General features: G+C 64.7%; 5 protein-coding genes. All 5 read left to right on the top strand.

Annotated features, from left to right (window positions below; translation table 11 throughout):
• On the top strand, window positions 1–855 hold an 855-nt coding region (locus EN742_RS27040), incomplete at its 5' end, for a sugar ABC transporter ATP-binding protein (protein WP_148670283.1).
• Window positions 852–1,829 carry an ABC transporter permease gene (locus EN742_RS27035; RefSeq protein WP_127405644.1) on the top strand — a complete coding sequence of 326 codons (978 nt, stop codon included), beginning with the start codon at window positions 852–854 and terminating at the stop codon, window positions 1,827–1,829. The genes EN742_RS27040 and EN742_RS27035, both read left to right, overlap by 4 nt.
• Window positions 1,826–2,827 carry an ABC transporter permease gene (locus EN742_RS27030; RefSeq protein WP_126056561.1) on the top strand — a complete coding sequence of 334 codons (1,002 nt, stop codon included), beginning with the start codon at window positions 1,826–1,828 and terminating at the stop codon, window positions 2,825–2,827. The genes EN742_RS27035 and EN742_RS27030 overlap by 4 nt, the downstream gene beginning before the upstream one ends.
• Window positions 2,827–3,141, top strand: a complete 315-nt coding sequence (rhaM, locus tag EN742_RS27025; RefSeq protein ID WP_189375609.1) for an L-rhamnose mutarotase — start codon at window positions 2,827–2,829, stop codon at window positions 3,139–3,141. Before EN742_RS27030 ends, rhaM begins: the two co-directional genes overlap by 1 nt.
• Window positions 3,138–3,999, top strand: an 862-nt coding sequence (locus EN742_RS27020; protein ID WP_245492402.1) for an FGGY family carbohydrate kinase, incomplete at its 3' end; no start/stop codon positions are given. The genes rhaM and EN742_RS27020, both read left to right, overlap by 4 nt.

Here is a 3,999-nt window from a genome sequence, read left to right as displayed (position 1 = left end):
GTCTTCCGCGACGGCGAGATGGTCGGCGAGGGCTTGCTCAAGGATGCCGGCCAGAACGAAATCGTGCGCATGATGGTCGGTCGCAACGTCGACCACATCTTCCCGCAGCGCGAGCCGAAGATCGGCGCGCCGGTGCTCGCGGTTTCCGGCCTGTCGCATCCGACCGAATTCGACGACATCGGTTTCGAGCTGCGCAAGGGCGAGATCCTAGGCTTCTACGGCCTGGTCGGCGCCGGACGGAGCGAGGTGATGCAGGCGATATCGGGCATCACCCGCACCAGCCGGGGTGCCATCACACTTGAAGGCCGAACGATCGCACCGAAATCGGCCGCCGACTCCATCGAGGCCGGCATCGTCTATGTGCCGGAGGAGCGCGGCAAGCAGGGCGTGGTGATCGGGATGCCGATCTTCCAGAATGTGTCGCTGCCCTCGCTCATGCGCACCTCGAAATCCGGCGTGCTCAGGCTGGCGGAAGAGTTCGCGCTCGCCCGCTCCTACACCGAACGGCTGGATCTAAGAGCCTCATCGCTCAGCCAGGATGTCGGCACGCTCTCCGGTGGCAACCAGCAGAAGGTGGTCATCGCCAAATGGCTGGCGACGGCGCCCAAGGTGATCATCCTCGACGAGCCGACCAAGGGCATCGACATCGGCTCCAAGGCCGCCGTGCACGGCTTCATGGCCGAGCTCGTCGCGCAAGGCCTGTCGGTGATCATGGTCTCCTCCGAACTGCCGGAGATCCTCGGCATGTCGGACCGTGTCGTCGTCATGCGCGAAGGCCGCATCGCGGCCGTCCACGACAACAAGGGGCTCGATGCCGAGACGCTGGTACGAACCGCAGCGGGGATCGCGACATGAAGAATTTGCGCAAATACCGCGAGATCTGGCTGCTTGCGGCAATCGCGGTGCTGATCGGCCTGATCTCAACCCGCTTCCCGGGTTTCGCCGACCCGGCCAATCTGCGCCAGGTGTTCAACGATACCTCGATCCTGATGATCCTGGCGCTCGGCCAGATGGTGGTGATCCTGACGCGCTCGATCGACCTGTCGATGGCGTCGAACCTCTGCTTCACCGGTATGGTGGTGGCGATGCTTAACGCCGCGCATCCGGCGATCCCGATCCCGGTGCTGATCGTCATCGCGCTCGCCGTCGGGCTGGTGCTCGGCGCCATCAACGGCTTGCTGGTGTGGCGGCTGAACATTCCCTCGATCGTGGTGACATTGGGCACGCTCACCATCTATCGCGGCGCGACGTTCGTGGTGTCCGGCGGCGCCTGGGTCAATGCCGACCAGATGAGTCCGGACTTCATCAACTTCCAGCGCGCCGCCTTCCTCGGCCTGCCGGTGCTTTCGTGGATCGCGCTTTTGGTGATCGCGCTGTTCTTCGTGGTGATGACGCGCGCGCAGATCGGCCGCTCGATCTATGCCATCGGCGTCAACCCGACCGCCTCGGTCTATGCCGGCATCGATGTCGGCCGGACAAAATTCATCGTCTTCTGCATTTCCGGCATGATCGGCGGGCTCGCCGGCTATCTGTGGATCTCGCGCTATGTGATCGCATCCGTCGAGGTCGCCAATGGCTATGAGCTCAACATCATCGCCGCCTGCGTCATCGGCGGCATCTCGATCGCCGGCGGCATCGGCTCGGTCGGCGGCGCGGTGCTCGGCGCGCTGTTTCTCGGCATCATCTCCAACGCGCTGCCGGTCATCAACATCTCGCCCTTCTGGCAGATGGCGATATCGGGCAGCGCCATCATCCTGGCCGTGGTGCTGAATGCGCGCGGTGAGCGCCGGCAGGGCCGGATCATCCTCAGAAAGGCGGAAGCGGCATGACCGACGCCCCTCACCCGCGCCACATCCCCGACCGGCTCGACAAGCCGCTCTCGTCCGCGATCTTTTCCTGGGAGGCGCTGCTCGTCGTCATCGCGGTTCTCATCTTCACGGTCAACAGCTTCGCCTCGCCCTATTTCCTCGACCCGTGGTCGCTGTCGGACCTGACCTTCAACTTCACCGAAAAGGCGCTGATCGCGCTCGCCATGGCGCTGTTGATCATTTCCGGCGAGATCGACCTGTCGGTCGCGGCGATCGTGGCGCTCGCCTCGACGATGATGGGGATGGCGGTGCAGGCCGGCGCCGGAACGCCGGTGCTGGTGGCCATCGGCATCGTTGTCGGGCTCGGCTGCGGCGCCTTCAACGGGCTGCTGGTCACGCGGCTAGGCCTGCCTTCCATTGTCGTCACCATCGGCACGATGAGCCTGTTCCGCGGCATCGCCTTCATCATCCTCGGCGACCAGGCCTACAAGGGCTATCCGGAGAGCTTCGCCTTCTTCGGCCAGGGCTATGTCTGGTGGGTTTTCTCGTTCGAACTGGCGCTGTTCCTCGTCGCCGCGCTCATCTACTGGTTCGTGCTGCATCGCACGAGCTTCGGCCGCCGCGTCTTTGCCATCGGCAACAATCCGGTCGCCTGCCAGTTCTCCGGCGTGCGCGTCGACCGCATCAAGTTCATCTTGTTTTGCCTGACCGGGCTGATGTCCGGCATCGCCTCGGTGCTGATCACCTCGCGGCTCGGCTCGACAAGGCCGTCGATCGCGCAAGGCTATGAACTGGAAGCGATCACCATGGTGGTGCTGGGCGGCGTCTCGATCCTCGGCGGCGCCGGCAGCATCCTGGGCGTCGTGCTCGCCGCCTTCATCATGGGGCTGGTGACTTTTGGGCTCGGGCTGCTCAACGTGCCGGGCATCGTCATGTCGATCTTCATCGGCCTCTTGCTGATCATCGTGATTGCGCTGCCCATCGTCTGGCGGCGCCTGCGCGAGGGACGCTTCGCCTGATGGAAAAATACGCCTTCAAGATGAAGCTCAATCCTGGCATGAAGGCCGAGTACAAGCGCCGCCATGACGAGATCTGGCCGTCGCTGGTGGCGCTGCTGAAGCAGGCCGGTATCTCCGACTATTCGATCCATCTCGACGAGGAGACCAACATCCTGTTCGGCGTGCTGTGGCGCCGTGACGACCACGGCATGGCCGATCTGCCGAAGCATCCGGTGATGCAGCGCTGGTGGGCGCACATGGCCGATGTGGTGGAAACCGGGGCCGACAACGAGCCGGTGGCGGTGCCGCTGGAAACTGTGTTCCATATGGCATGATCCGCCACGTCGCCGTCGTCGATATCGGCAAGACCAACGCCAAGGTGGCGCTGGTCGATCTCGCGACCCTGCGCGAGACGGCGCTGCGCCGCAGCGCCAACGCGCCCCTCACTGACGGCCCCTACCCGCATCACGACATCGAGTGGCTGTGGACGTTCATCCTCGATAGCCTCGCCGAACTCCACCGCGAGCAGCGCATCGACGCCATCTCGATCACCACCCATGGCGCGACGGCGGTGCTGGTCGACGCCGACGGAGGCCTGGCGCTGCCGGTGCTCGACTATGAATTTTCGGGACCAGACGACTTCGCCGAGGACTATGACCTCATCCGTCCGCCCTTTGTCGAGACAGGCACGCCGCGCCTGCCGGCCGGCCTGAACATCGGCGCGCAGCTCCTTTGGCAGCAGAGGCGTTTTCCAGCAGAATTTTCCAAGGCGGCCGCGATCCTGATGTACCCGCAATACTGGGCGCAGCGGCTGACTGGCGTGACTGCCAATGAGGTGACATCACTCGGCTGCCACACCGACCTCTGGAACCCGTGGAAGTCCGACTACTCGACGCTGGTGGACAAGATGGGCTGGCGCCGGCTGATGGCGCCGGTGCGGCCGGCGAAGGACCGGCTCGGCCCGATCCTGCCCGCACTCGCTCAGCAGACCGGGCTCGACCCGCAAACGCCGGTGTACTGCGGGCTGCACGATTCCAATGCCTCGCTGCTGCCGCATCTCTTGTCCGACCGGCCGCCCTTCTCTGTCGTCTCGACCGGCACCTGGGTGGTTTCGATGGCGGTCGGCGGCGGCAAGGTCGAGCTCGATCCGGCCCGAGACACGCTGATCAACGTCAACGCGCTCGGCGATCCCG

This window comes from Mesorhizobium sp. M4A.F.Ca.ET.020.02.1.1, from assembly GCF_004022645.1.
Classification (GTDB): Bacteria; Pseudomonadota; Alphaproteobacteria; order Rhizobiales; family Rhizobiaceae; genus Mesorhizobium.
Note: the sequence above shows the minus strand (reverse complement) of the source record. Positions and strands in the feature narration are given on the sequence as shown.

Excerpts from the sequence above, each read along its gene's own strand:
- EN742_RS27035 (WP_127405644.1), top strand. The coding sequence starts at position 852 with ATGAAGAATTTGCGCAAATACCGCGAGATCTGGCTGCTTGCGGCAATC.
- EN742_RS27030 (WP_126056561.1), top strand. The coding sequence starts at position 1,826 with ATGACCGACGCCCCTCACCCGCGCCACATCCCCGACCGGCTCGACAAG.
- rhaM (WP_189375609.1), top strand. The coding sequence starts at position 2,827 with ATGGAAAAATACGCCTTCAAGATGAAGCTCAATCCTGGCATGAAGGCC.